General features: G+C 72.1%; 26 protein-coding genes and 1 tRNA gene. 15 read left to right on the top strand and 12 right to left on the bottom strand.

What is annotated here, in order from left to right:
• Positions 1–17: 17 nt before the first annotated feature.
• The 4 genes from IF88_RS0103685 to IF88_RS0103670 are packed head-to-tail and all read right to left on the bottom strand — an operon-like array spanning position 18 to position 3439.
• Positions 18–1091 carry an NAD(P)H-dependent flavin oxidoreductase gene (locus IF88_RS0103685; RefSeq protein ID WP_030707185.1) on the bottom strand — a complete coding sequence of 358 codons (1074 nt, stop codon included), beginning with the start codon at positions 1089–1091 and terminating at the stop codon, positions 18–20.
• A 4-nt stretch (positions 1092–1095) separates the two neighbouring features.
• The gene (locus tag IF88_RS0103680; RefSeq protein ID WP_030707183.1) at positions 1096–1842 is read right to left on the bottom strand and encodes a CoA-transferase subunit beta; all 747 of its coding nucleotides are present in this window, start codon (positions 1840–1842) and stop codon (positions 1096–1098) included.
• Complete coding sequence (locus IF88_RS0103675; RefSeq protein ID WP_030707181.1) at positions 1839–2693, bottom strand: CoA transferase subunit A; 855 nt, start codon at positions 2691–2693, stop codon at positions 1839–1841. Before IF88_RS0103675 ends, IF88_RS0103680 begins: the two co-directional genes overlap by 4 nt.
• Positions 2690–3439: an enoyl-CoA hydratase family protein gene (locus IF88_RS0103670; RefSeq protein WP_037805483.1), complete on the bottom strand. Its 750-nt coding sequence runs from the start codon at positions 3437–3439 to the stop codon at positions 2690–2692. Before IF88_RS0103670 ends, IF88_RS0103675 begins: the two co-directional genes overlap by 4 nt.
• 56 nt (positions 3440–3495) lie before the next feature.
• On the opposite strand from IF88_RS0103670, the gene IF88_RS0103665 reads away from it, so the two are divergent.
• From IF88_RS0103665 to IF88_RS43145, 6 genes are all read left to right on the top strand, one after another.
• Positions 3496–4260, top strand: a complete 765-nt coding sequence (locus IF88_RS0103665) for an SDR family oxidoreductase (RefSeq protein WP_030707177.1) — start codon at positions 3496–3498, stop codon at positions 4258–4260.
• A gap of 1 nt (position 4261) precedes the next feature.
• Complete coding sequence (locus tag IF88_RS0103660) at positions 4262–5173, top strand: SDR family oxidoreductase (protein WP_030707175.1); 912 nt, start codon at positions 4262–4264, stop codon at positions 5171–5173.
• Between the two features lie 83 nt (positions 5174–5256).
• A complete protein-coding gene (locus IF88_RS0103655) occupies positions 5257–5700 on the top strand; it encodes a VOC family protein (protein ID WP_030707173.1) in 444 nt (147 codons plus the stop codon).
• Positions 5697–6158 (top strand): hypothetical protein, encoded by a 462-nt coding sequence (locus IF88_RS47160; protein ID WP_078892699.1) that lies wholly within the window; start codon positions 5697–5699, stop codon positions 6156–6158. The genes IF88_RS0103655 and IF88_RS47160 overlap by 4 nt, the downstream gene beginning before the upstream one ends.
• A 92-nt stretch (positions 6159–6250) precedes the next feature.
• A complete protein-coding gene (locus IF88_RS0103650; RefSeq protein WP_030707167.1) occupies positions 6251–7513 on the top strand; it encodes a Gfo/Idh/MocA family protein in 1263 nt (420 codons plus the stop codon).
• Between the two features lie 76 nt (positions 7514–7589).
• Positions 7590–8102 (top strand): FAD-binding protein, encoded by a 513-nt coding sequence (locus tag IF88_RS43145; protein WP_324617180.1) that lies wholly within the window; start codon positions 7590–7592, stop codon positions 8100–8102.
• Here IF88_RS43145 and IF88_RS0103640 read toward each other — a convergent pair.
• Together IF88_RS0103640 and IF88_RS0103635 are read right to left on the bottom strand one after the other, a co-directional pair.
• Positions 8068–8751 carry an HAD family acid phosphatase gene (locus tag IF88_RS0103640; protein WP_037805482.1) on the bottom strand — a complete coding sequence of 228 codons (684 nt, stop codon included), beginning with the start codon at positions 8749–8751 and terminating at the stop codon, positions 8068–8070. The two genes, IF88_RS43145 and IF88_RS0103640, sit on opposite strands and share 35 nt — an antisense overlap.
• Positions 8752–8885: 134 nt before the next feature.
• On the bottom strand, positions 8886–9818 hold the full coding sequence (locus IF88_RS0103635) for a hypothetical protein (RefSeq protein WP_030707161.1): 933 nt from the start codon (positions 9816–9818) through the stop codon (positions 8886–8888).
• Between the two features lie 173 nt (positions 9819–9991).
• On the opposite strand from IF88_RS0103635, the gene IF88_RS0103630 reads away from it, so the two are divergent.
• From IF88_RS0103630 to IF88_RS0103610, 5 genes are all read left to right on the top strand, one after another.
• Positions 9992–10744 (top strand): trypsin-like serine protease, encoded by a 753-nt coding sequence (locus IF88_RS0103630; RefSeq protein ID WP_030707159.1) that lies wholly within the window; start codon positions 9992–9994, stop codon positions 10742–10744.
• Positions 10745–11659: 915 nt separating this feature from the next.
• A complete protein-coding gene (locus tag IF88_RS0103625; protein ID WP_234323432.1) occupies positions 11660–12025 on the top strand; it encodes a chorismate mutase in 366 nt (121 codons plus the stop codon).
• A 241-nt stretch (positions 12026–12266) separates the two neighbouring features.
• Positions 12267–14807 (top strand): aminopeptidase N, encoded by a 2541-nt coding sequence (gene pepN / locus IF88_RS0103620; RefSeq protein ID WP_030707155.1) that lies wholly within the window; start codon positions 12267–12269, stop codon positions 14805–14807.
• A gap of 243 nt (positions 14808–15050) precedes the next feature.
• Positions 15051–16463, top strand: a complete 1413-nt coding sequence (locus IF88_RS0103615) for a pyridoxal phosphate-dependent decarboxylase family protein (protein ID WP_051836390.1) — start codon at positions 15051–15053, stop codon at positions 16461–16463.
• Positions 16460–17869 (top strand): lysine N(6)-hydroxylase/L-ornithine N(5)-oxygenase family protein, encoded by a 1410-nt coding sequence (locus IF88_RS0103610; protein ID WP_030707151.1) that lies wholly within the window; start codon positions 16460–16462, stop codon positions 17867–17869. The genes IF88_RS0103615 and IF88_RS0103610 overlap by 4 nt, the downstream gene beginning before the upstream one ends.
• Positions 17870–18184: 315 nt before the next feature.
• Here the strand turns inward: IF88_RS0103610 and IF88_RS0103605 are convergent, their stop codons facing one another.
• Positions 18185–19987 carry a bifunctional metallophosphatase/5'-nucleotidase gene (locus IF88_RS0103605; protein WP_030707149.1) on the bottom strand — a complete coding sequence of 601 codons (1803 nt, stop codon included), beginning with the start codon at positions 19985–19987 and terminating at the stop codon, positions 18185–18187.
• 128 nt (positions 19988–20115) lie between these two features.
• On the opposite strand from IF88_RS0103605, the gene IF88_RS0103600 reads away from it, so the two are divergent.
• Both IF88_RS0103600 and pyk read left to right on the top strand, forming a co-directional pair.
• Positions 20116–20814, top strand: coding sequence for an SIMPL domain-containing protein (locus IF88_RS0103600; protein WP_030707147.1), 699 nt, complete (start codon positions 20116–20118; stop codon positions 20812–20814).
• Between the two features lie 148 nt (positions 20815–20962).
• Complete coding sequence (gene pyk, locus IF88_RS0103595) at positions 20963–22390, top strand: pyruvate kinase (protein WP_030707145.1); 1428 nt, start codon at positions 20963–20965, stop codon at positions 22388–22390.
• 98 nt (positions 22391–22488) lie between these two features.
• Here the strand turns inward: pyk and IF88_RS0103590 are convergent, their stop codons facing one another.
• Positions 22489–22740, bottom strand: a complete 252-nt coding sequence (locus IF88_RS0103590) for an EF-hand domain-containing protein (protein ID WP_030707143.1) — start codon at positions 22738–22740, stop codon at positions 22489–22491.
• 223 nt (positions 22741–22963) lie between these two features.
• On the opposite strand from IF88_RS0103590, the gene IF88_RS40020 reads away from it, so the two are divergent.
• Positions 22964–23488: a DUF664 domain-containing protein gene (locus IF88_RS40020; RefSeq protein WP_234323431.1), complete on the top strand. Its 525-nt coding sequence runs from the start codon at positions 22964–22966 to the stop codon at positions 23486–23488.
• Here the strand turns inward: IF88_RS40020 and IF88_RS0103580 are convergent.
• The 4 genes from IF88_RS0103580 to IF88_RS0103565 form a co-directional block, all read right to left on the bottom strand.
• Entirely contained in the window at positions 23461–23988 is a 528-nt protein-coding gene (locus IF88_RS0103580) for a GNAT family N-acetyltransferase (RefSeq protein WP_030707141.1), read from the bottom strand. The two genes, IF88_RS40020 and IF88_RS0103580, sit on opposite strands and share 28 nt — an antisense overlap.
• A gap of 115 nt (positions 23989–24103) precedes the next feature.
• On the bottom strand, positions 24104–24787 hold the full coding sequence (locus IF88_RS0103575) for a maleylpyruvate isomerase N-terminal domain-containing protein (protein WP_030707139.1): 684 nt from the start codon (positions 24785–24787) through the stop codon (positions 24104–24106).
• Positions 24788–24893: 106 nt separating this feature from the next.
• Positions 24894–25682: a hypothetical protein gene (locus tag IF88_RS0103570; RefSeq protein ID WP_030707137.1), complete on the bottom strand. Its 789-nt coding sequence runs from the start codon at positions 25680–25682 to the stop codon at positions 24894–24896.
• 86 nt (positions 25683–25768) lie between these two features.
• Positions 25769–25851 (bottom strand) — tRNA-Leu (locus tag IF88_RS0103565).
• A gap of 119 nt (positions 25852–25970) precedes the next feature.
• Here IF88_RS0103565 and IF88_RS0103560 point away from each other — a divergent pair.
• Positions 25971–26597 carry an ANTAR domain-containing response regulator gene (locus IF88_RS0103560; protein WP_030707135.1) on the top strand — a complete coding sequence of 209 codons (627 nt, stop codon included), beginning with the start codon at positions 25971–25973 and terminating at the stop codon, positions 26595–26597.
• Positions 26598–26659 lie beyond the last annotated feature (62 nt).

The following is a 26659-nucleotide window of genomic DNA, read 5'->3' as shown; positions in this document are numbered from 1 at the left end:
GTGACGGAGAAGGGGGATCACCCTGGTGGTGGCAGGGTGCGGAGCGAGTGCAGTGCTTCGAGTGCCTGTTGTGCCTCGGCCATGACGCGGGAGACGAGCTCCGCGCAGGACGGGAGATCGTCGATCACCCCCGCGACCTGGCCCGATGCCATGACGCCGAGGTCCGTACGGCCCTCGACCATGGACGCCTTGAGGAGCATGGGGGTGTTCGCGGCGAGCAGGACCTGGCTCCAGGACAGGTCCTTGCCGTGTTTCATCGCGAGGCCGTCGCGGACCATCTGCGGCCAGCTCAGCCCCGACAGCTTCCGGAAGCCGGCCGCGTGCCGGACCGCCCGGGCCAGTGCCCGGGTGCGGCCCGCCCGCTCCAGGGAGTCGACCAGCGCGGTGCGCAGCATCCGGTGCGGCAGCCCGTCCACGGCGGTGGTGACGGTGACGTCCTTGACCGTGGCCCTCAGGTACTCGGCCTTCACGGCGTCCGGGACGGTGGAGTCCGAGGTCAGCAGGAACCGGGTGCCCATGGCGATGCCCGCGGCCCCGTACGACAGGGCCGCGACCAGTCCGCGGCCGTCGCTGAAGCCGCCCGCCGCGACCACCGGGATGTCCACGGCGTCCACCACCTGGGGTAGCAGCACGGTCGTGGCCACGTCCCCGGTGTGCCCGCCGCCCTCGCCGCCCTGGACGATCACCGCGTCGGCGCCCCAGGCCGCGACCTTCTCGGCGTGCCGCCGGGCCCCGATCGAGGGGATGACGACCACGCCCGCCTCCTTGAGCCGCCCGATCAGCTCCTTGGAGGGCGCGAGTGCGAAGGAGGCGACCCGCACCCCCTCGTCGATGATCAGCTGGGCGCGCTCGGCCGCGTCCCCGGCGTCCGCGCGCAGGTTGACCCCGAAGGGAGTTCCCTCCGGGACGCGGGACTTGACCTCGTGGACCGCCGACCGCAGCTGGTCCATGGTCATCGTCGCCGAGGCCAGGATCCCCAGCGCCCCCGCGTTCGCCGCGCCCGACACCAGGCGGGGGCCGGCGACCCAGCCCATGCCGGTCTGCACGATCGGGTGCTCGACGCCGACCAGCTTGGTGAATGCCGTCTCCATCGGATCAGCCCCGCACTTCGCGCTCGCGCAGCCCCTCGGGGTCGATCACCTCGCGGATCAGCCGCAGCTCGTCCGGCGTCGGCTCCCGCGTGTACGGGACCTCCTCGGCGGCGGCCAGCTCGAACCCGGTGGCCGCCCTGACCTCCTCTACGGTGACCCCCGGGTGCACCGAGACCAGCCGCATCGCGTGGCCGGGGCCGCCGAAGTCGAAGACGCCGAGATCGCTGACCACCCGGGGGAGGTGGTGGAAGCGGGTCACCCCGGCCGCCTCGGCGCGGTCGTAGCCGACCCCGCTGACCATGTCCACGCGCGCGACGAAGACCCGGGTGGAGTGCTTGGGCACCCAGTAACTCACCGGATTGTTCAAGGTGTTGACGGGGGCCCCGCGCACCCCGAGGAGCTGGCGGGCCGGCCGCTCCCAGTCGCCGATGCAGGAGATGTTCTGGTTGCCGAAGCGGTCGATCTGGCCGGCGCCCATCATCACGTGCCGCCTCCCGCCGGTGACCATGGTCAGGTGGCGCCGGTACGGGAGCCAGCCCTCAGCCGTGCCGTCGAGGCCGACGAGCAGGGCCTCGCCGTCGGTCAGGAGCAGGTCGGGGGAGAAGGTCCGCTTCGCGAGCCGGGCCCCGAAGGAGGGGATCAGGCCCATCGGGCTGGCGAGGACCTCGCCGTTGTCGCGCCAGGCCTCGGCGCAGGCGATCACGCAGTATTCGGCGCGGGTGACGGTCGCGGTGGGCGGCGTGGTGGTCACGGCTGCTGCTCCTCGTGCCAGGTCCGTACGGCGGACTGGTAGTCGTGCTCGCCCGCCCCGGAGAGGAAGCGTGCCGAGAACTCGGGCCAGGGGGTGGTCGCGTAGAGCTTCTGGAAGGGCTCGTCGCGGCCGTAGTCGGGGACGCAGGAGGTGAAGTGCGCGCCATTCGGGGTCTCCACGACGCCGGTGACGGAGTGGCGGCTGACGAGCAGGGACTGCGGGGGGCCGGCGTTGGCGAGCTCGGCGCTCTCGACGAGCTGCTCGCAGGAGACGTAGGCGGCGTCGGCGGCCTCGCAGAAGAGGTCGTCGAAGTACGGGTCCGGGCCCAGGTACTGGGCGTTGCCGAGGCGGTCGGCCCGGTTCAGGTGGACCAGGGCGGCGTCCATCCGCAGCGCGGGGACGGCGACGAGCTCCTCGCCGTCGGCGTAGGGGGAGGTGACCGTGCGCAGCTCGGGGTTGACCCGCATCACGTCGGAGCCGAGGCCGGCGCGGACGGGGAGGAAGGGGAGCCGGTTGGCGGCGGCGTGCAGGCCCCACATGAACATGGCCTCGTCGAGCTCGGTGAGGGTGAAGGCGGCGCGCTCGCGGGCGGCCCGGAAGTGGGGCTCCAGGGGGATGGAGTCGAGGGTGGCGAAGGGGGCGACGAGGTGGCGGATGCGGCCGGCGGCGGCCAGCAGCCCGACGTCGGGGCCGCCGTACGAGATCACGGTGAGATCGGTGATCTCGGAGCGGAGCAGTGCCCGCACCAGGGCCATGGGCTTGCGCCGGGATCCCCAGCCGCCGATGCCGACGGTCATTCCGCTGCGCAGCTGTCCGACCACCTCCTCGGGGGTCATGGACTTGTCGGTCATGAGCGCTCTCCCTTCCCGAAGGTGTCGCGGACCCGGTCGGCCACTCCGCTGAGGTTGGCCTCGAAGGTGAAGCCCTGCTCGAAGCGGTAGCTGCGGCGGACGTCCACGGGGTCGATGCCGTTGATGGCCGCCTTGGCCAGCCGGATCAGGTAGCCGTCCTTCCGGGCGATCTCGGCGGCCAGTTCCAGGGCGGCGGCGCGCAGTTCGCCCGGCGGGACCACCTTCCAGACCGAGCCGTGCGCGTGCAGTTCGGCGGCGGTGGCGGTGCGCGAGGTGTAGTACAGGGCCCGCATCAGGTGCTGCGGGACCAGGCGGGCCAGGTGGGTGGCGGCGCCGAGCGCGCCCCGGTCCAGCTCCGGCAGGCCGAAGGCGGCGTCGTCGGAGGCGACGATCGCGTCCGCGTTGCCGACGAGGCCGATGCCGCCGCCCAGGCAGAACCCGTTCACGGCCGCGACGACCGGCACCTCGCACTCGTAGACGGCGGCGAAGGCCTCGTAACAGCCCCGGTTGGCGCCGATGAGGGCGGCGTGACCGCTGTCGCGCTGCATCTCCTTGACGTCGACCCCGGCGTTGAACCCGCGGCCCTCGGCGGCGAGGACGACGCACCGGACCTCGGGGTCGCGGCCGGCGGCGCGGAGGGCGTCGGCGAGGTCGTACCAGCCCTGCACGGGCAGCGCGTTGACGGGCGGGAAGTCGACTGTGACGAGTGCGATGCCCTTGTCCGGGCCGGAGGTGGAGACACCCATGAGCGGATCAGCTACCTTTCCACCAAACATTTGTTAGGTGAGGAAGGTAGCAGCCCATGGAGCTCGACGGGAGGGTCGTCGTCGTCACCGGAGGAACCCGGGGCGTCGGAGCCGGGATCGCCCGCTCGTTCCTCGCGGCCGGCGCGGACGTCGTCGTCTGCGCCCGGCGGCCGCCGGAGGAACCGGTCTCGGCGGATGGCCGGAAGGCCTCCTTCAACGCCGTCGACCTGCGCGATCCCGCCGCCGTACAGGACTTCTTCGGCACGGTCGTCAGCCGGTACGGGCGCCTCGACTGCCTGGTCAACAACGCCGGCGGCACCCCGTACCGGCTGCTGGGGGAGGGCGAGGCGGAACGCCACGCGCGGGTCGTCGGGCTGAACCTGGTGGCGCCGATGACGGCCTCGCTCGCGGCGTACCCGTGGCTGCGGGAGGCCCGCGGGTCGGTGGTGATGATCGGCAGCGTCAGCGGCACCCGGCCCTCGCCGGGGACGGCGGCGTACGGGGCGGCGAAGGCGGGCCTGGAGAACCTGGCCCGGTCCATGGCCGTGGAATGGGCGCCCGAAGTCCGGGTGAACTCGCTGGTCCTGGGCATGGTGCGGACCGAGCTGACGCACCTGCACTACGGGGACGAGGCCGGGGTCGCGGCCGTGGCCGCGACCGTCCCGCTCGGGCGGCTGGCACAGCCCTCGGACGTGGGGGAGGCCGCGGTGTTCCTGGCCTCCGGCCGGGCGGCGTACGTGAGCGGGGCGAGCCTGCTGGTGCACGGCGGCGGGGAGCGCCCGGCGTTTCTGGATGCGGCAACTGTCAACAAGGAGAGTTGAGATGGCGGGACTGTGCGAGGGCCGGGTCGTGGTCGTGACGGGCGCGGGGCGGGGGTTGGGCCGGGCCCATGCGCTGGCCTTCGCGGCCGAGGGGGCGCGGGTCGTCGTCAACGACCTGGGCGTCGGCCTGGACGGGCTGCCCGGGCCGGACGGTCCGGCGGCGCGGGTGGTCGCCGAGATCGAGGCGCTCGGCGGGGAGGCGGTGGCGCACGGCAGGGACATCGCGACCTCCGGGGGCGCGACCTCCCTCGTGGAGACGGCGCTCGGCGCGTTCGGGCGTCTGGACACCCTGGTCAACAACGCCGGGTTCCTGCGGGACCGGATGCTGGTCAACCTGGACGAGGACGACTGGGACGCGGTCATGCGCGTCCACCTGAAGGGGCACTTCCTGCCGCTGAAGGCGGCGGCCCGGTGGTGGCGGGCGGAGGCCAAGGCCGGCCGGCAGGTCGCGGCCCGGGTGGTCAACACCTCCTCGGGGGCCGGGCTGCTGGGCTCGGTCGGCCAGGGCAACTACAGCGCGGCCAAGGCCGGCATCCTCGGCCTCACCATGGTCGCGTCGGCGGAGATGGGCCGGTACGGGGTCCAGGTCAACGCGATCGCCCCGGCGGCCCGGACCCGGATGACGGAGCAGACCTTCGCGCAGACCATGGCCGCCCCGGAGGAGGGCGGCTTCGACGCGATGGCACCGGAGAACGTGTCCCCGTTGGTGGTGTGGCTGGGCTCGGACGCCTCGGCCGGGGTCACGGGCCGGGTCTTCGAGGCGGAGGGCGGCCGGATCACGGTCATGGAGGGCTGGCGGCCCGGCCCCACGGCCGACCGTGACTCCCGCTGGACCCCCGCCGAGGCAGGCGAGGCCACGCTGAAACTCCTCGCCGCGGCGCAGGCTCCGCTGCCGGTGTACGGCGCGCGGTAGCGGGGGCCGGTCCGGTCCCGGCGGCCGGGGCGGAGGCTAAGGTTCCTGGTCCGGGACACGAGCCGAAGGGACACGAACCGACGATGGCCGTCACACCGACCCCGCAGAAGATCACCACGTTCCTGATGTTCGAGGGGCGGGCCGAGGAAGCCATGGGCTTCTACATCTCGCTCTTCGACGACGCGGAGGTGCTCTCCCTCAGCCGCTACGGCCCCGACGAGACCGGACCCGGGGCCGGGCCCGAGGTAACCGTACGGCACGCGACCTTCTCCCTGGCCGGCCAGCAGTTCATGTGCATCGACAGCCCGGCCAAGCACGCGTTCGGCTTCACGCCCGCGGTGTCGCTGTACGTCCAGTGCGCGGACGAGGCCGAGATCGACCGCCTCTACGGCGCGCTCGCCGAGCAGGGCCAGGAGCTGATGCCCCTGGGCTCGTACGGATTCAGCCACCGGTTCGGCTGGGTCAACGACCGCTTCGGCGTCTCCTGGCAGCTGAACGTCGCGGCCCCACCCAGCGCGGGCGGGTGACGCGACGCGCTCAGGCCTCGGCGTCGCCCGGCCCGGGCTGCTCCAGGCCGAGCATCTCCAGGGCCGGCCCCGGCCCGGAGCTCCGACAGCCTTTCCCGCTCGGCGGGAACACGCCCTCCCGCCCTCGGCCGCCCCGCGCCTCCCGTCTGCCGCACCCCACCCACACACCACCGCAGCCGGGAGGCCCCCGTGCTGAACGACCGGCACCGGCGCGAGGCCGTAGCGATCCTGTAGGCCGCGCGGCGACGGAGCTCCCGGTCCGGCCGCTGACCGAGCTCTACGAGGGCATCGGCGCGCGGGACGCGTACGGGATCCAGCTCCTCAACATCCGCCGCCGCTGCGCCGAGGGCGCCGCCGTCACCGGGCACAAGGTAAACGAGGCGGACCCGGCCGAGGGCTACGTCCTGGCCTGCCAGGCCCTCCCGCTCGGCCCCGCCGTGCGGATCACGTACGGGTGAAGGGGGTGTCGGGCAGGACGCGCGGCCGCTAGCTTCTCCGGGGAAAGCGCTTGCGGCGCGCGGCAATCGGTTCGGGAAGCGGGGCTGGGCCCATGTCCGACACCATCACGCTCGCCGTCGTCGGGGCGGGGGAGCGGGGGAGCGGCCACGCCGGATGGGCCCTGGCCCATCCGGACCGGGCCCGGGTGGTCGCGGTAGCCGAACCGCGCGCGCCCAGGCGGGAGCGGCTCGCCGCCGCCCACGGCATCGACGGCCGGTACGTGCTCGGCGACTGGCGGGAGCTGGCCGCCCTCGGCCGGATCGCGGACGCGGTGCTCGTCTGCACCCTGGACCGCGACCACCTGGAGCCGGTCCTCGCGTTCGCCGCGCTCGGCTACCACATCATGCTGGAGAAGCCGATGGCCCTCACGGAGGACGAGTGCCGGCGCATCGTCGACGCCGTCGAGCGGGCCGGCGTCATCCTCTCCGTCGGGCACGTCCTGCGCTACACGCCCTACACGCGGACCCTCAAGGACCTCGTCGACTCCGGCCGCATCGGCGAGATCGTGAGCGTCCAGCACCTGGAGCCGGTCGGCTTCTGGCACCAGGCCCACTCGTTCGTACGGGGCAACTGGCGGCGCGCCGACGAGGCGACGACCATGCTGATGGCCAAGTCCTGCCACGACCTGGACTGGCTCCAGTACGTGCTGGGGCGCCCGCCCGTACGGGTCTCCAGCTTCGGCCGCCTCTCCCACTTCCGGCCCGAGAACAGGCCGCCGGGTGCGGCGGACCGCTGCCTGGACTGCGCGGTGGAGCCCGACTGCCCGTACTCGGCGGCACGCGAGTACGGGGACCGGCTGGCCGACGGCCGCCACCGCTGGCCGCTGAGCGTGCTGATCGACGAGTTCACCCCGCGGGCCCTGGAGACCGCCCTGCGGGAGGGGCCCTACGGGCGGTGCGTGTACGCGTGCGACAACGACGTCGTCGACCACCAGGTGGTGGCCATGGAGTTCGACTCCGGGGCGACGGCCACCTTCACCATGACCGCCTTCACCGAGCAGGCGGACCGCCACACCCGGATCTTCGGAACCCGCGGCGAACTGCGGGGCGACGGCCGCGGCATCACGGTCTACGACTTCCTGACCCGCACCGAGGAGCGGGTCGCCATCGGCGCGGGCGGCCCGATGGACGCCGCGGGCGGCCACGGCGGCGGGGACGCCGGCCTCATGGACGCCTTCGTCGCCGCCGTCGCCACCGGCGACCCGGGCCTGGTCAGGTCGGGCCCGCGGGAGTCGCTCACCAGCCACCTGACGGTGCTGGCCGCCGAACGGGCCCGCTGCTCCGGCACGGTGGAGCCGGTGGGGCCGGCGCGCTGATTCCGGGGCCCAAACGAAGCGGGCCCGGCCCCCTGGCGAGGGGTCGGGACCGGGTCTTCGTTTCTTGCGGTGGGATATGACTACCCGCTACATCCACTCGCTGAACCGCAGCCAGCCCATCATGTTGTCCATCGGCTGTTCCGAGACCGCCGGCGCCAGGCCCTGCGGCCGTGCCTGGCTGGTCCTCGACCCCCGCTCGAGGGCCCGGTACCTCTTCGTCGGCCTCCTCCCCGGACAGCGGCGGATCGCGGCGGACCCGACGCCGGCCAACCCCAACCTGGCGCCCCTCGACAAGGCGCCCTACCACACGGTCCCCGTGCACCCGGGGGACATCGGCACCAAGGGCGGCCTGGTCACGGACGGGGACGGCCGGGTGCTCCGCGAGGACGGCGCGCCGATCGCCGGCCTCTACGCCTCCGGGAACTGCTCGGCGGCGGTGACGGGCGGGACCCACCCGGCCCGGGCGCCACGATCGGCCCGGCGATGGCCTTGGGCTGGGCGGCGGTCAACGCCATCGCCGCGGCGCTCGAAACCCCGGGGCGGGAACCCTCGGGTCAGGACAGCTTGCCGTTGTAGTCCGGCAGCTTGACGGTGCGCTCGGCGTGAGCGCCGACGAGGTCGGTCGGGCTGTTGCCGATGTTGGCGATGATCGTGTAACCGCGGGCCTCGATCTCCGCGCGCTTGCCCGTCTTGTAGGCGCTCACCTCGTCGAACAGGTCGGGCAGGTCACGCACGTAGAGCCCCGAGACCGGGTAGCCGACGGCCTTGAGGTTGCGCTCGGTGAGGGAGTGGATGATCCCCGGGCGGGCGGTGACGAAGAAGACGGCGACCCCGTGGGCGTTCGCGTACTGGGTCAGGTCGCGCACCTTGGTGATCGCCGGGGTGGGGAAAGTCCAGAACCAGTGGAAGTCCGTCTCCAGCGAGGTGTTGTCGATGTCGAGGACGAGGGCCGGCTTCTCGCCGGCGGGCGAGGCGGCGATGCGCTGCTCGATGGCGGGGCGGGCCGCGTCGACGGCGGCGGCCACGTCCCGCTGCCAGGTGGCGTAGTCGATGCCGAGGATCGCCGCGTTGCCACCGGGAGCGGAGGCGGACACGGAGACGGACGCGGGCGCCGGCGCCGGCGCGGCGGCGGGGGCCGCCTGGGCGGCGGTGGCCGGAGCCAGCGTCATGACGGTGGCTGCCGCGGCCACGCCGATGGCGGTGGTACGGGACATACGGGTGCGGCGGGTGCTGCGCATGTGGGGGCGCTCCTCGGTCACGAATTGACGTGTACGCGACCAGAGTTGGCGAGATCCGCCCCCGTGTCTACTGGCCGGTAAGAAACTTTTCGTGGCCGACCGGTGAATGAAGATCGTCCGGATGCCCCCCGTCGCTAGGTCTCGCAGTCGAGGACGGTGCGGCACAGGCCGCACCGGGCCCGGAGTCGCCCGCCCACCGGCAGCCGCAGCCGCTGCCCGCACACCGGGCACGGGAAGCTCACTCGCAGCCCGGGGCCGGAGTCCTCGTGCTCGAAGCGGTACGCCGGTCCCTCCGCCGACCGCTCCGCCGACCCCTTCGCCGGTCCGTCCGCCGGGGTGGGCCCGGACCGCCGGGCCTTCGCGTACCGCCGGCGCGCCAGTGGGCCCGCGGCCGCCAGCGGGGGCCGCCGGTGGTCCCGCTCGGCCTGCGCGCGCCCGCGCACGTACGCCTCGTACGCCTGCGGGCTGGTGAACCAGGTGGAGGGGTCCTCGCCGAACAGGGCGGCCCGTCGGGCGAGGACGTAGCCGAACTCCTCCGGTGTGAGGTAGCCGAACTTCTGGTGGGTGAGCGCGTCCTCGCGGTAGGCGTCGAGCAGCAGCCAGCCCGCCCCGAGGTAGACGGCGGCGGTGTCGGTGAGGATCTCGTTCTCCTCGGTGCCGGGGAAGCGCAGGCCGAGCCGGTGCAGCAGGACGTGGGTGACCTCGTGGGACAGGGCCGCCGCCAGGTCCCGGCGGTGGGTGCGGAAGCGGTCGCTGACCTCGACGAAGTACTCGGGACCCGCGGTCAGTTCCACGGTGGCCGCCTGCTCCATCGGCCGGAAGGCGACCACCATGCGCGCATCGGGCAGCCGGAGGGCGCGCACCATCGCCGAGGCCACCCGCTGCGCGCCCAGGTGCACGTCGTCGGCGGCGTCGAAGGCGGCGTCGGCGGGCGCGACGCTCGCGGCGTAGGCGCGGATCCCCTCCGCCGACAGGCGCCGGAAGAGCGCGGTGATCGAGGCCCGCACCGTCGCCAGATGCGGAAATCCGTGCTCGATCGGACCTCCCGGCCCACCGTTCTGCGTCATCGCGTCCCCTTCGCCGCAATCCCTGCCGTCCGAACGCATGATTGGCCGAAAATGCGTTCTTGATGGCGCCCGCAGCCCTGATGTGTCATGGACCCGTCATTCACCCGATGACGCGCACGGCCCAACCCCCCACGAAAGGCAGTGTGTTGACTGTGACCACCCTTGTGCAGTTCATGAAGCGCAGCCTCGCCGTCGGAGCCGTCGCCCTCGCGGCGGTCAGCCTCCAGCCCGGCTCCGCCTCCGCCGGTACGGCCCCCGTCGTCGGCGGCACCCGCGCCGCCCAGGGCGAGTTCCCCTTCATGGTGCGCCTCTCCATGGGCTGCGGCGGCGCCCTCTACACCCAGCAGATCGTCCTCACCGCCGCCCACTGTGTGAACGGCTCCGGCAACAACACCTCCATCACCGCCACCGCCGGAGTCGTCGACCTCAACAGCTCCAGCGCCATCAAGGTCAAGTCCACCAAGGTCCTCCAGGCCCCCGGCTACAACGGCAAGGGCAAGGATTGGGCCCTGATCAAGCTCGCCAAGCCCATCAACCTCCCCACCCTCAAGATCGCCGACACGAAGGCCTACGACAACGGCACCTTCACCGTCGCCGGCTGGGGCGCCACCCGCGAGGGCGGCGGCCAGCAGCGCTACCTGATGAAGGCCACCGTCCCCTTCGTCTCCGACGCCAGCTGCCAGTCCTCCTACGGCAGCGACCTCGTCCCCAGCGAGGAGATCTGCGCCGGCCTGCCCCAGGGCGGCGTCGACACCTGCCAGGGCGACTCCGGCGGCCCGATGTTCCGCCGCGACAACAACAACGCCTGGATCCAGGTCGGCATCGTCAGCTGGGGCGAAGGCTGCGCCCGGCCGAACTACCCCGGCGTCTACACCGAGGTCTCCACCTTCGCCGCCGCGATCAAGAGCGCCGCGGCGAGCATGTAGCACCCCCTCGTCCTTCCGGCCGGACGCGCACGGCGCGATCCGGCCGGAAGGACGAGGCGCCCCGCCCCGCCCGTGCGCAAGGCCGGTCGGAGCACCGTGCGGTTGCGGGCTCCCGGTGCGGCGCCGCCTCTGTGGCCGCCCCACACCCCCCACGCCTCAAACGCCGGCGAGGCTGGAGTGGTGCGGCGAAGCCGAAGGACCGGGACTCCGCCCCGCACCCCGCTCCTCAATCGCCGGAGGGGCTGGATGGTGCGGCGGAGGCTGGAGTGGTGCGGCCCAAAGATCGGGGCTCCGCCCGGGACCCCGCGCCTCAAACGCCGGCGGGGCTGGAGGGGTGCGGAGGGGCTGGATGGCGGGGCGAGGCCGGAGGGTGCGGTGGGGTTGGGTGGTGCGGCTCAAGGATCGGGGCTCCGCCCCGCACCCCGCTCCTCAAACGCCGGAGGGGCTGGATTGTGCGGCGGGGCTGGATTGGCGGTGAGGCCGAACCGGGCCGGTTGGGACGGGGGTGGGTGTGTGTCGGGGTGATCCCCGCAGGGCGTCGAACGCAATTCCGCCAGACCCTCCGACCCCTCGTCACGTTCGGCGCCCGAGGAGACGCCCCGGCGCGCGCCCGCCCCCGGCACAACCGGCCCCCCCGCCCGCTTGGCTTCGGCGCACCGGCCCCTGCCCCGCCGCCGGCCCGCGCGGCGCAGCCACCCGGCGCCCGCCCCCGGCACAACCGGCCCCCGCCGGCTCGGCCCCGGCACGACAGGCCTCCCGCCCGCTCGCTTCGGCGTAACCGGCCCCCCGTATCCGGCCCGAGCGGCGCAGCCGACTGGCGCTCGACGACGGGCCCGGGCGCCCCCACCGCCCACCCCGTCTCACAGGCCGACTGCCCGGAGACTCACCGGCCGTCGCCACGTATTCTCGGGAACCATGAACATCAGCGACCTCGACAACGGCGCGGGCCCGGGCGCGGGCACCGGCAAGGGCGCCGCCGGCGGCATCGACGAGAGCGTCACAGCCGAACTCGCCCGCCTGCGGGACAGCATCGACAACATCGACGCGGCCGTGGTCCACATGCTCGCCGAACGCTTCAAGTGCACCCAGCAGGTCGGCCACCTCAAGGCCCGGCACCAGCTGCCGCCCGCCGACCCGGGCCGCGAGGCCAGCCAGATCGCCCGGCTGCGCCAGCTCGCCGAGAACGCCAAGCTCGACCCCGCCTTCGCCGAGAAGCTCCTCAACTTCATCATCGCCGAGGTCATCCGCCACCACGAGACGATCGCCGCGGGCGAGGAGTAGCCGCCGCTCGGGAGCCGTGGACCGGAGCAGCAGCCGCGCAGCACAAAGCGCAGCACAAAGCGCAGGGCAAAGGGCAGGGCAAAGGGCAGCACAAAGCGCAGGGCAAAGGGCAGGGCAAAGGGCAGCGCAAGAGCCCGGCACAAGAGCGCAGCGCAAGGCGCAGCGCAAGCGCCGCGCAAAGCGCAGCGAAGAGGGAACCGGAAGACCGGGCTCCGTCGCCCGCTGGGGCAGCATGGGCCCCATGTCCGCACTGACGCGCAACGAAGCGCAGCTCCGAGCCCGGCTCCTCGACGTCCACCACTACGCCGTCACCCTCGACCTCACCAGCGGCGGCGGCGTCGACGACGACGAAACCTTCGACTCGACCACCGTCATCCGGTTCACCGCCCGCACCCCCGGTGACACCTTCGTCGAGCTGAAGCCGCAGGAGCTGCGCTCCGTCACCCTCGACGGCCGCCCCCTCGACCCGGCCGCCCTCGAAGACAACCGCCTCCCGCTCACCGGCCTCACCCGGGGCCCCCACGAGCTGCACCTCGACACGCGCATGCGCTACTCCCGCACCGGTGAGGGCCTGCACCGCTTCACCGACCCCACGGACGGGGAGACGTACGTCTACAGCCAGATGTTCATGGACGACGTCCAGCGCGTCTTCCCCGCCTTCGACCAGCCCGACCTCAAGGCCGTCTTCGAGTTCACCGTCACCGCCCCCGCCCACTGGACCGTCCTCGCCAACGGCATCACCACCCGCCTCGCCGACCGCGACACGGACGGCGCCGGCGTCTGGACCTCCGCCCCGACGCCCGTCATCTCCACCTACCTCGCCGCCGTCGCCGCCGGCCCCTGGCACAGCGTGACCGCCCAACACGCCGGACTCCCCTTCGGCATCCACTGCCGCCGGTCCCTCGCCCCCCACATGGACGCCGACGCCGACGAGATCCTGTCCATCACCAAAGACTGCTTCGACCGGTACCAGGAGAAGTTCGGCGAGCCGTACCCCTTCGACTCGTACGACCAGGCCTTCGTACCCGAGTTCAACTCCGGCGCCATGGAGAACCCCGGACTCGTCACCTTCCGCGACGAGTACATCTACCGCTCCGCCGTCACCGACACCGAACGCCAGTCCCGGGCCATGGTCATCGCCCACGAGATGGCCCACATGTGGTTCGGCGACCTCGTCACCCTCGCCTGGTTCGACGACATCTGGCTCAACGAGTCCTTCGCCGAGTACATGGGCTACCAGACCCTCACCGAAGCCACCCGCTTCACCGACACCTGGACCGACTTCGGCGTCACCCGCAAGCCCTGGGGCTACGACGCCGACCAGCGGCCCTCCACCCACCCCGTCGCCCCCGCTCCCGAAGACGTCCCCGACACCGCCTCCGCCCTCCTCAACTTCGACGGCATCTCCTACGCCAAGGGCGCCTCCGCCCTGCGCCAGCTCGTCGCCTGGCTCGGCGAGAAGGACTTCCTGGCCGGCATCAACACCCACTTCGCCCGCCACAAGTTCGCCAACGCCTCCCTCGCCGACTTCATCGACTCCCTCGCCGCCCACACCGAACGCGACGTCCGCGCCTGGGCCGACATCTGGCTGCGCACCACCGGCATCGACACCCTCGCCCCGCGCATCGAGGAAGCCGCCCACGGCGCCGACGGAGCCGCAGGCTGGACCCTCACCGTCGACCGCAGCGGCAGCCGCCCGCACCACGTCACCGTCGGCATCTACGACCGCGACCCCGCCGACGGCCGCACCCTCGAACCCCGCGAGCCCCTCGCCCTCGACATCCCCTCCGACGAGGTCGTCTCGGTGAGCGGCGCCCGCCCGGCGCTGCTCCTCCTCAACGACGGGGACTTCACCTACGCCAAGGTCCGGCTCGACGAGACCTCCCTCGAAACGGTCCTGCACGGCCTGTCCGGCATCCCCGACGCCCTCACCCGCGCCGTCGTCTGGAACGCCCTGCGCGACATGGTCCGTGACGGCGAACTGGACCCGCGGGACTACCTGCTGACCGCCGAGGCGCACCTGCCGCAGGAACACGACCTGGCCATCGTCCAGGGCGTGCTCTCCTTCGCCCGCACCCAGGTCGCCGTGCGCTACGTCGCCCCCGCGGAGCGGACCGCCGCCCTGGCCACCCTCACCACCATCGCCCGCGACCTGATCCGCCGCACCGAGGACGGCTCGGGGGCCGGCCTGCGCCTCACCGCCGTACGCACCCTCATCGACAGCGCCACCCGGCCCGACACGATCGACGCCTGGCTCGCCGACGACACCGTCCCCGGCGGCCCCGCACTCGACCCCGAGCTGCGCTGGCGTATCCTCGCCCGCCTCGCCGTCCTCGGCGCCGTCGAGGAGAGCGACATCGACGCCGCCCTCGCCGCCGACCCCAGCGCCACCGGCCAGGAGGGTGCGGCCCGCTGCCGCGCCTCTCTCCCCACCCCGGAGGCCAAGGCCGCCGCCTGGGACCGGCTCTTCCACGACGACAGCCTGTCCAACTACCTCTTCAGCGCCACCGCCCAGGGCTTCTGGCAGCCCGAACAGGCCGAGCTCGTACAGGAATACGTGGCCCGCTACTACCCCGACGCCGTCGCCCTCGGCGCCCGCCGCGGCCCCGCCATCGGCGAAGCCGCCGGCCGCTGGGCCTTCCCCGCCTACGCCGTCGACGAGGCCAACCTCCAGGCCGGCCACGCCTGCCTCGCCGACCCGGACATCCTCCCCCTCCTGCGCCGCAAACTCGTCGACCAGCTCGACGACCTCGCCCGCGCCCTCCGCGTCCGCACGGGCTGACCGGCCCCACCCCGTCCCTGGGGCTCCGCCCTGCTCTTTCAGCCCCTCCGGCGATTGAGGAGCGGGGTCCGGGGCGGAGCCCCGGGTCTTCGAGCCCCGCCGGCGCATGAGGCGAGGGCCGGGGCAGGGACACCACACCCACCGGAAACACCGGACAAACCCCGGCGGTTACCCCATTCGGGTCGGATCGTTGTACTGGCAGGGTGCCCCGCCCCGCACCCCTCCCAGCACCGGAGGACCCCGATGACCGCGCCGCCCGGCACTGGCACAGGCACTGGCACAGGCACTCCGCCCCCGCTCGCCGGCGGAGCCACCGGCCCCGCGGCGCTGCGGCCCCTCCTCGACACCGTCCTCGACGCCCTGCGGGCCGGAGCCCGGGACCGCGGCGGGCCGCTGCCCGCCGGCGGTCCCGAGGCACAGGCCGCCCGCGTCCGGGCCGCACTGGGCGACGTACTGCCCGCCCACGGAACCGGCGACCACGAAGCGCTCCGCACCCTCGTGCACACCCTCGCCGCGGGCGCCGCCGACCCCGCCGACCCCCTCTGCGCCGCCCACCTGCACTGCCCGCCGCTCGCCGTCGCGGCCGCCGCCGACCTCGCCGCCAGCGCCCTCAACCCCTCCCTCGACTCCTGGGACCAGGCGCCCGCCGCCTCCGCCGTCGAAGCCCTCCTCACCCAGGCCCTCGCCGCCGAGTTCTACGACACCCCCCACGCCGACGCCCTCGTCACCACCGGCGGCACCGAGGCCAACCAGCTCGCCCTGCTCCTCGCCCGCGAACGCCACGGCTCCGCCCTGACCGTCCTCCACGGAGCCAACGCCCACCACTCGATCCCGCGCGCCGCCTGGCTCCTCGGCCTGCGCCCGGCCACCGAACTCCCCACCCCCGCCGGCGTACTCGACCCCGCCCGCCTCGCCGAGGAACTCGCCGCGAACCCCGGCCCCACCCTCGTCACCGCCACCGCCGGCACCACCGACGCCGGACTGATCGACCCCCTCCACCGCATCGCCGACCTCTGCGACAGGTACGGCGCCGACCTCCACATCGACGCCGCGTACGGGGGCCTCCTCGCCCTCAGCCCCCGCCACCGCGACAAGCTCGCCGGACTCGGCCGCGCCCGCTCCCTCACCATCGACCTGCACAAACTCGGCTGGCAGCCGGTCGCCGCAGGACTCCTCGCCGTCCCCGACCGGGCCCTGCTCGCCCCCCTCGCCCACCAGGCCGACTACCTCAACGCCACCGACGACACCGAAGCGGGCCTGCCCGATCTCCTCGGCCGTTCCCTGCGCACCACCCGCCGCCCCGACGCCCTCAAGATCGCCACCACCCTGCGTTCACTGGGCCGTGACGGCCTCGCCCGCCTGATCGACCGCACCTGCGAACTCGCCCACGACCTCGCCGGACTCCTCGACGCCCACCCCGGCTTCGAACTCCACTCCGCCCCCACCATCACCACCGTCCTCTTCCGGCCCACCCACGCCGACGACGACCAGCTCGCCACCCTGCGCCGCACCCTCCTGCACGAAGGCCGCGCCGTCCTCGGCCGCACCCGCGCCGACGGCCGCCTGTGGCTCAAGGCCACGCTGCTCAACCCGCACACCACCGCGGGGGACTTGGACACCCTCATCGCCCTCCTGGAAGGCAGCACCCACCGATGACCGCCCAGCTCGATGCCCCCCACGACCTCGTCGGAATCGGCATCGGCCCCTCCAACCTGTCCCTCGCGGCCCTCGCCCACGGCCTGCCGCAGCAGGGCGCAGGCGAACTCGCCACCGCCTTCTACGACCAGCGACGCGACTTCCGCTGGCACCCAGGACTCCTCATCGAAGGAGCCACCCTCCAAGTCCCCTTCCTCGCCGACCTCGTCACCCTCGCCGACCCCACCAGCCCCTGGAGCTTCCTCAGCTACCTCAGGCACAAGGAACGGCTCTTCCCCTTCTACTTCGCCGAGCAGTTCCACATCCACCGCGCCGAATACGACGCCTACTGCCGCTGGGTCGCCGGCCGCGTCCCCGGGCTCCACTTCGGCCACCAGGTCGACGCCGTCCGCTGGAACCCCGAACGCGACCTCTTCGAAGTCGACTTCACCCAGCTCGACGCCGCCGGCGAGGTCGAGGCCCTCGGCCGCACCTACACCCGCCACCTCGCCCTCGGCATCGGCACCGCCCCCTACGTACCCGAACCCCTGCGCCCTCTCGCCGAAGCCCCCACCGTCCCCGTCATCCACTCCGCCGACTACCTCGACAACCGCCCGCGCATCCTCGGCGCCGACCACGTCACCGTCATCGGATCGGGCCAGTCCGGCGCCGAGGTCTTCCTCGACCTCCTGCGCGCCCGCCCCGCCGGCCGCGAACGCCTCACCTGGCTCGCCCGGACCCCCTCCTTCGCCCCCATGGAGTACTCGAAGCTCGGCCTCGAACACTTCACCCCCGACTACACCCGCTACTTCCACTCCCTCCCCGAGCCCGTACGCAACCAGCTGGTCCCCGCCCAGTGGCAACTCCACAAGGGCATCGACGCCGGCACCATCGCCGCCATCCACGAAGAGCTCTACCGCCGCACCCTCGACGGCGGCTGGCCCGACGCCGTCCTCACCCCCGGCGTCAGCGTCCGCACCGCCGGCCGCGTCGCCACCACCAAGGTCGAACTCCACCTCGAACACGTCGAACAGGGCACCCGCTCCCGCCTCACCACCGACGCCGTCGTCCTCGCCACCGGCTACCGGGAACGCCCCCCCGGCGGCCTCCTCGCAGGCCTCGACCCCTACCTGCGCAAGGACTCGGCCGGCCGGCCGCGCATCGACGAGCGCTACCGGATGATCCTCGACCCCACCGTGACCGGCAGCATCTTCGTCCAGAACGGCGAACGCCACACCCACGGCGTCGGAGCCCCCGACCTCGGCCTCGCCGCCTGGCGCAGCGCCGCCATCCTGAACACCCTCACCGGCAAGGACCCCTACCCCCAGCCCGCGCGCACGGCCTTCACCACCTTCGGCCTCGAACAGCGGGAGCACACCCGCCCCCGGCCCGCGGGCGAACTGCTCCCGCTGGTCGAACACCCCTGACCCCACCGCCCCCGCCCCGGGCGTACTGGCCCTCTTCATGTGCGCGAACCGCCCCGGGCGGTGCGAACAATGAAGCCCCACCGCGGGCGGCAACCTCGCCCTGCTCCTCCCCCGCCGAGCTGACGGAGGGCCCCGACCCGGTCACCGCCATGAACTTCGGCTCCGGCCGCGCCTACGCACACACCTGCACCCCCTGCGGCCGCGCGGCATTCCTCTGGCAGTGCTGAACCCCGGCCGACGGCCGCGGCCCCGCCCCCACGCACAGCGGCCGGGACCCCGCCACAGCAGGTCCCGGCCGCACGGCCCGCGAACGGACTAGAACACCGGCACGCCGGCCCGCGTCAGCCGCCAGTCCACCGAGGCGAACTGCGCCGGGTCGATCGTCCCCTTCGCCTTCACCCACTGGATGATCGTGTTCCGGATCTCGTCCGAGTTCGACCACAGCTGCTTCGCCTGCGGCACGTGCGGGAAGTTCCCGCCGCCCGAGGCCCGGTAGTTGTTCACCGCGAACACGAACCGCGCCGCCGGATCCACGGCCTTCCCCTGGAAGGTCAGCCCCGTGATCCGCGAACCCGCCGGCTGCGCGATGTCGATGTCGTACGCCAGCCCGTACACGGCGTCGTAGTTGTAGTCCGGGATGCTCTCGGCGTTCGTCAGCTTCGCCGGGTCCACCGCGTCACCCGGCGCCGTCCGCACGAAGTACCGCGCCGAGTACTCCAGGTAGTCCTTCAGCTGCGCACCCGTCAGCAGCCGTGCCTCCATCGTGTTCTCGAACGGGTACAGCCCCGCCGCGTCCTTGATCGTCACCTGACCGGCCGGGATCGCCGCCGTCCGCGAGAAGCACGAGGCCTGCGACAGCACCGGAAGCGCCGCCCACTCCGTACCCGCCAGCGCCGCCTTCACCGTCTCCGCCTGCACGTGGTTGATCAGATCGATGATCGCCACGTCCTTGACCGGGCCGTCCGCCGAGGACATCGCCTGCGTGGACGTACCGATCACCTGGTTCACGTACGCCACGACCTTGCGGTGCTCGTCCGACAGCAGCCCCGTGATCTTCGGGTCCTCCGCCACCGTGTTGGAGTTCAGCACCTTCGCCGCGACCTTCGCCACCGACCAGCGGCCCTTCACCCACGTCAGCTCGAAGTCGAACAGCGTCAGCCGCTGACCCCACTTCAACGGCTCCGACAGCACCACGTCCTTGCCGGTCGCCTTGTTCTTCACCCGGTACTCGGGGATCTCCGTGTGCGCGTGCCCCACCAGGATCGCGTCGATCCCGGGCACCTGCTCCGCCACCAGCCCGGCCGCGTTCTCGATGTGGGGCAGCTGGTCCCCGTACGAGGACGTACCGCTCGACCCCGAGTGCGCCGACACGATCACCACGTCGGCCCCCATGGAACGGAGCTTCGGCACGTACTTCGCCGCCTGCTCCTCCAGCCCCGGGAACGTCATCTTGCCCTGCACATTGGCCTTGTCCCAGATCGCGATCCCCGGGTTCGTCAGCCCCAGCACCGCCACCTTCACGTCCCGCCCGCAGGGCGTCCGCAGCCGGTGCATGCTGTACGGCGCGAACGCAGGCCGCAGCGTCTTCGCATCCAGGGCGTTCGCCCCCAGCAGCGGGAAGTCGCACTGTTCTTCGAACTTGCGCAGCACCGGTATCCCGTAATTGAACTCGTGGTTCCCCAGCGCCGCCGCGTCATAGCCGATCGCGTTCATCGCCTGCGCCATCGGGTGCACCGGGCCCCGCCGCGCGGTGATCGGATCCACCTTGGCGTAGTAGTAGGACAGCTGCGTGCCCTGGATCGTGTCACCGGCATCGATCAGCAGCGTGTTGCGCCGCCCCTTCTCCGCCCGCACCTGGTTCACCAGCGTGGAGATCTTCGCCAGGCCGACGTCGTTGTGCGCCTTGTCGTCGAACTCCTTGTCCGTGAAGTAGTCCCAGTTGAAGACGTTCCCGTGCAGGTCGGTCGTGCCCATCACCGTGAACGAGTACGTCCGCGGCGCCGGGGCCCCCACCTCCTGCTGCTGCGCGGCGGCCGGGGTGCTCGTGGCCCCCGCCAGCGCGACGGCCGCACCTGTCGCGGCCGTGGTCCCCAGAAAAGTCCTGCGGTCGAACGCCATGCCATCTCCCCTTTTGAGCCATGAACAACGCGCGTAGATTCTGACCCACTGGTAACAAGCAGCAACACCCCCGGCAGGTTTCGATCCGATGACCACACCCGAACGGGCGACAGTGCGAGAGTGAAGCCATGACCCAGGACGCATCGCACCAGCCCTACGGCACCCCCGAAGTACCCCGCGTCGCAGTCCGCGGCGAAGCCCGCATCGAAGTCGACCCCGAGATCGCCCGGATCGGCGTCACCGTCAGCGCCCGCGGCGCCGACCGGCGCTCCGCACTCGACGACCTCACCCGGCGCAACAACACCGTCCTCGACCTCATCAAGAGCTACGGCGACCCCGTCGAGAAGCTGGAAACCGGCTCCTTCTCCATCACCCCCGAACTCACCCGCCACGGCCGCGCCGAACGCGTCCGCGCCTACCACGGCCGTGTGCACCTCACCGCCGAGGTGAGCGACTTCACCGCCCTCGGCGAACTCACCACCCGCCTCGCCGACCTCGAACTCACCCAGGTCGACGGCCCCTGGTGGGCCCTGCGGCCCACCTCGCCCGCCCACGGCCAAGCCCGCCGCCAGGCCGTGCTCGAAGCCGTCCAGCGCGCCCGCGAATACGCCGAGGCGCTCGGTGCCCAACTCGCCGCCCTCGTCGAACTGGCGGACCTCGGCGCCGAGGACGCCAACCCGTTCCCCGCCGCCGGCGCCGGAATGCGCACCATGGCCTTCAGCGCCGCCGAGGACGCCGGCCCGCCGCCGCTCGACCTCGAACCGCAGCGCCAGACCGTCCACGCCCAGGTGAACGCCCGCTTCACGATGACCCCTCCGCGGCTCTGAACAACCCGCGAAATCGGCACCCCGGGGGTGCTCATCAGAGCACCCCCATGCACATTCAACAGTTGTCAACAACCTTTTGCTCAAAGGTTGTTGAGTGGACACCCGCAAGCGATTACCTACTCTCTGGTAGGGGAATACGCTCGCCTTCATGCGCCGAGCGAAAATCGTATGTACCCTGGGCCCCGCCACCGACTCATACGACCAGATCAAAGCCCTGGTCGAAGCCGGAATGGACATCGCCCGATTCAACCTCAGCCACGGCACCTACGCCGAACACGAGGAGCGTTACCAGCGCGTACGCAAGGCCTCCGACGAGACCGGCCGCAGCGTCGGCATCCTCGCCGACCTTCAAGGCCCGAAGATCCGCCTCGGCCGCTTCCGCGAAGGACCCGTACTCCTTGAACGCGGTGACGAGTTCACCATCACCGTCGAAGAGCACGAGGGCGACCGCCACACCTGCGGCACCACCTACAAGGGACTCGCCACCGACGTCACCACGGGTGAACGCATCCTCGTCGACGACGGCCGCGTCACCCTCGAGGTCACCGCGGTCGACGGACCCCGCGTCCACACCCGGGTCATCGAAGGCGGCATGGTCTCCGACCACAAGGGCCTCAACCTCCCGGGCGTGGCCGTCTCCGTCCCCGCCCTGTCCGAGAAGGACATCGAAGACCTCCGCTGGGCCCTGCGCACCGGCGCCGACGTCATCGCCCTCTCCTTCGTGCGCAGCGGCCGCGACATCGAAGACGTGCACCGCGTCATGGACGAGGAAGACCGCCGCCTCCCCGTCATCGCCAAGATCGAGAAGCCCCAGGCCGTCGAGAACATCGACGACATCGTCGCCGCCTTCGACGGCATCATGGTCGCCCGCGGCGACCTCGGCGTCGAAATGCCCTTGGAACAGGTCCCGATCGTCCAGAAGCGGGCCGTCAAGCTCGCCAAGCGCAACGCCAAGCCCGTCATCGTCGCGACCCAGATGCTCGACTCGATGATCGAGAACTCCCGGCCCACCCGCGCCGAGGCCTCCGACGTCGCCAACGCCGTCATCGACGGCACCGACGCCGTCATGCTGTCCGGCGAGACCAGCGTCGGCAAATACCCCGTCGAGACCGTGCGGACCATGTCCCGCATCGTCGAAGCCGCCGAGGAGGACATCCTCGCCAAGGGCCTGCCGCCCCTGACCGACCGCAACAAGCCCCGGACCCAGGGCGGGGCCGTCGCCCGCGCGGCCGCCGAAATGGGCGACTTCCTCGACGCCAAGTTCCTCGTCGCCTTCACCCAGAGCGGAGACACCGTCCGCCGGCTCTCCCGCTACCGCTCACCCATCCCGCTCCTGGCCTTCACCCCCGACCCCGCAACCCGCTCCCAGCTCAACCTCACCTGGGGCGTGGAAACCTTCCTCGGCCCCCACGTCGACTCCACCGACGCCATGGTGGCCCAGGTCGAGGAAGAGCTCCTGCGGATCGGCCGCTGCGTCCCCGGCGACACCGTCGTCATCACCGCCGGCTCGCCCCCCGGCGTCAGCGGATCCACCAACCTCGTCCGCATCCACCACATCGGCGACGCGGTCCGCTGAACCCGCCCGCCGCGGCAGCCGCGGCTCCGGCACCTCACGTACGAGACGCACCGCGTCGGGCAGGCACCACCGGCCCGACGCGGTCACCCACGCCGGCGCTACCAGCCGAAGCGCCGGTCGACCACGGCCGCGAACTCCTCGAAGGTCAACACCGCGTCCCCGTTCGCGTCGGCCGCGTCGAACAGAGCCGACGAGGCGTCCGCATCACCCACGCCCCAGAACGGCAGATCCCCGCGCGCGGCCAGCATCGGCCCCTTCGACCGCAAGGCCGAGATCACCTCCACCCGGGTCAACTCACCGTCCTCGTTCAGATCGAGCGCGTCGAACAGCTTGCGGGCCTTCTCACTCATCACGGTTCCCCTCATCGTTGTCGACCTTGACCTCAACCTAGCCCGAGGCCATCCGCTCATCACATGACGATCAAGGAATACTCCCAGGCACCTCACCCAGCCCCCTGGCCTCCTGGTCGCCCGTCTCGGCGGCAACGATTACCTCCCCGGGGACGTCCGGCGCAGCCGCACCGTCAGTCCCGGCACCCGCCTCTGCAGGCACGACGGAGACCACAGCGGAGCCATGGCCGAACCCCCACTCGCGGCACCGAGGCGGCAGCCGTCATCGGCGCCCTCGAACGCCGGGCGAGCCACGCTCGGCTGGAAGTGCTCCGGGCTGGACGCCGCCGGTCTGCGAGCCACCGTCGGCGCATCCCCCCTCACACTGGGCGGCCTGCTCCACCATCTGGCGCACGGAGAAGACAGCCCCTTCCCCCGGCTCTGGCTCGGCTCCGCCGTCGGCGCTCCCTGGGACACCGTCGACTGGGACCTCACCCCCGACCGGGACTACCGCTCCGCTGCCGAGGACACCCCCGAGCAACTGTGCGCCCTCTGGCAGGAGTGGGTCGGCCGCTCCCGTGCCGTCGTCGACACGGCACTCGGCGAGGGCGGGCCGGACCAGCTCGGCTCCGCGAATCCGTCGACGGCCTCACGGGCGAGGACCCGCCGAGGTGAACCCGAGGCACGGTTCCCGGCGGACCCCCTGCCGTTCCCCGGAGCGCCCGGCCCCGTACCGGGTCGTCAGCCGACCCGCCGGGCCAGCACCTGACCCGGCCAGTCCTCGGACAGGAAACGCTCGGTGGGGGCGAAACCATTGCGCTCGTAGAACGCGACCAGCTCGCCCCCGCCGCCCGCCCAGCAGTCCACCCGCAACAGCTCCACACCCGCCCGCCGGGTCTCCTCCGCGGCACGCGCCAACAACGCCGCCCCGATCCCCAGCCCCGCATACCGCCGGTCCGAGACCAGCAGCCGGACATACCGCTCCGGCTCACCGGCCGGAGCGATCGGCATCTGCGGACTGGGCCCGGAATCCAACACCAGCGCCCCGACCGGCACCCCGTCCAACTCCGCGACGTAGGGCACGTTCTCGGTCATGTACCGCTCGACCCGCGCCACCCCGCCCGGCCGCTGCGAATACGGCGCCGTACCCCACTGCTCCGTATTGCCCCGCGCGTTCATCCAGGCCACCGCGGAGTCGAGCATGCCGAGAACGGCCACCGCGTCGTCCGGTCCACCCAGCCTGATCCGCATGCGCATGCTCTCACTCATGCCGTCACCCTAGGCCGCCCCGGAACCCGACGCGATCACCCGGCACCGCGGGGCACCGCGGCCCACCGCGGCCCACATCCGCGATCACCCCGCACACGATCGTTCGCACACGTCCCTAGCCGAACAACGGAAACCGCTCCGCGTCCGAGCCCAGCCGACGCCGCTCCGGATCCGTCAGCGGCACCCGCCCGGTGCCCGCCCGCGCATAGTGCTCGTCGCCCCAGCCCACCGGCACCGCCCGGCCCAACAGACCGTCCAACGTCGCGCGGACACACCCCAGCCCCGCCTCCGAAGGGCCCTGGGCGCCCGGCAGCCCGACGATCAGGTCCAGGTGATGGACGGTGGCCTCCACAGCCAGGGTCGCCAGCAGGTCCCCGACGCTGAGCACGTGCCCCTGCGTGCCGACCCTCCGCCCGGTATCCGCCCGCCCCGCGGCGACGACCAGGGCCGCCGTCGTCTCCAGATACAGCTCCCGCAGCTGCCCGAAGTCGAGGAACATGCCTGCGCACACCCGGGACCAACGCCGCCCATGGGCTGCCCCCACCCCGCCCGGCCGCCAGTCCCGCCAGTACGTGACCGCGTCACGGTCGGCCGGCCCCTCCGCCGGAGTGTGCAACGCCACCAGCCCGCGCTGCGCGTCACCCGCACAGTGGAAGATCAGATCCCGCACCGCCCAGCCCGTACACCCGCTCGGCGCCCACGACTGCGCGTCGCCCAGCCCCCGCACGACATCGCCGAACGCGCCGTAGGCCGCGCTCACCGCTTCCAGGACACCGCTCTCCACCGGCTGCGCACCCATGCCGCCCGTCCTTCCCGCCTCCGCGCCGACTGGGCGCCGGCCCGCCACCCTCGCCTGCCCGGCAGAACCATCGACATGTCCCCGTTCCCAACCGCCCGGACAGGCCCTAGTACTTGGGGCCGATGTGGGCGTCCATGAGCGCCACGGATTCCTTCCGTGCGACGGACACGTTGAACGGGTCGCTGCCCCGGGCCAGGACCGTCCACCGCACGCCGACCTTGGTGAGCGTGTCCGTGCACAGCCCCCGGATGTCATCCGACTTGTTGGTGAAGAAGTACCGCGGGTACTCGTAGCGCTTCCGCTCGCCGCCGACCACGCGGGTGGTCCAGTTGGTGACCCGACACCCGTCGGAGTGGATCAGCCCCCGGACGAATTCCCAGGGGTGCGCATCGACGATCTCCTGCTGCCAGTCCTCCAGGGCGATCCGGCGTTCGTGCTTCTTCCCGGGTCCGTGCTGCGGGAACAGGCATTCAAGGTGCTTCGAGTAGACCTTGACGTTGTGGCAGCCCGCCTTGCGGACCCGGCACACGCGGTTTTGCGGGAAGACCCGGCCCATCGCCTGTTCGGCGGAATTCGTCAGGCCGGGCCATTTGTCATCGCAGGTGATCATGAGGTTGGGCACGCGGTGGGCCGAGTGGTGACTTATGTGGCCGTCGCCGAGGTAGAGCCCGAGCAGGTATGCGTACGCCTGGGTGTCCAGCGGGCCGGCGTCACAGCGCGGGCAATCCGGATTATGGGCTCCCGGACATTCGCCGCGCTTCGCCCGGTCCATGTGTTTCCAGTAGCCGACGGTGCCCAAAGGGATATCCAGGCGCCGGGCCACTTCCGCGTTCCGCGTACCGCCGCGCAATAAGGAGAGGGCCGTCTGTCGTGTCTCGAGGCTGTGGAACTCCATGGGGCCACTGTCTGTGACGGCCGCTCGCCTTGTGTAGCAAAAAGCGGACGTTCACGCGAATGTGAACGTCCGCTTTTCGAACGTTGTGCCGGGTGCGGGACTCGAACCCGCAAGCCCTCACGGGCAGATGTGTTTGAGACATCCGTGTATGCCATTCCACCAACCCGGCAGGGTTGCACGTCGGAGTGTACCGGGTGACCATGCGGCGGCGCTGCTAGGTAGGCTCATCCAAGCAGCAGAGCCCCGCAAAGAGGAGCCCCCGTGACCGCCGAGCACGAGTCGACGCCCATGCCCGACGCCGACCAGTCGCACGTTCCGCCGCTGACGACCCGCGTCGTCATCGCCGAGGACGAGGCGCTCATCCGTCTCGACCTGAAAGAGATGCTGGAGGAGGAGGGGTACGCGGTCGTCGGCGAGGCCGGGGACGGGCAGACGGCCGTCGAGCTGGCGCGCGAGCACCGGCCCGACCTGGTGATCCTGGACGTGAAGATGCCCGTCCTGGACGGGATCTCCGCCGCCGAGAAGATCGCGGAGGAGTCCATCGCCCCCGTGCTCATGCTCACCGCGTTCTCGCAGCGCGACCTCGTCGAGCGGGCCCGGGACGCCGGGGCCATGGCGTACCTCGTGAAGCCGTTCAGCAAGAGCGACGTGGTGCCCGCCATCGAGATGGCCGTCTCCCGCTTCGCGGAGCTGCGCGCGCTGGAGAAGGAGGTCGAGGACCTCTCCCAGCGGCTGGAGACCCGCAAGCTGGTGGACCGGGCGAAGAGCATCCTGCAGACGCAGTACGGGCTGACGGAGCCGGCCGCGTTCCGCTGGATCCAGAAGTCCTCCATGGACCGCCGGATGTCCATGCAGCAGGTCGCCGAGGTGGTCATCGAGGACGCCGAGGCGAAGAAGAAGGAAAGCGGCAAGTAGATCCGCCCCGCGCATGAGTGAGGCCCGCCTCCCCCCGAGGGGAGGCGGGCCTCACGCGTACG

It is taken from the genome of Streptomyces sp. NRRL F-2580, from assembly GCF_000720115.1.
Lineage (GTDB): Bacteria > Actinomycetota > Actinomycetes > Streptomycetales > Streptomycetaceae > Streptomyces.
Note: the sequence above shows the minus strand (reverse complement) of the source record. Positions and strands in the feature narration are given on the sequence as shown.